The 364-nt window shown below is 66.8% G+C and carries 1 pseudogene; it reads left to right on the forward strand.

Features of this window, described 5'->3' with window-relative positions:
- Positions 1-364, forward strand: a pseudogene (locus PA598K_RS00735) (ATP-dependent sacrificial sulfur transferase LarE); the annotation flags it as partial.

Consider the following 364-nt stretch of genomic DNA (forward strand, 5'->3'; position numbering starts at 1 on the left):
CTCCCGCGAGCTGGAGGATGCCCGTCGACTCGCCGCTGAGCTGGGAGCGCGTCATGAGGTCGTCTATACGTCGGAGCTGTCGATCCCAGGCTACGCCGAGAATACACCGAACCGCTGCTACTTTTGCAAGCGCAATCTGTTCGAGGAGCTGCTGCCGCTGCTGTCCCGCGAGGGGTATCGCGCCATCGTGTTCGGGCTGATCGCCGACGATATGGGCGAGCATCGTCCCGGCGTGCGCGCCGCCGCCGAGCTGGGCGTGCGCGGACCGCTGCAGGAGGCCGGGCTGCACAAGCATGAGATCCGGGCGCTCGCGCAGGAGCTTGGCTTGCGCAATTGGGACAAGCCGTCCTTTGCCTGCCTGTCG

This window comes from Paenibacillus sp. 598K (genome assembly GCF_003851045.1).
Lineage (GTDB): Bacteria > Bacillota > Bacilli > Paenibacillales > Paenibacillaceae > Paenibacillus_D.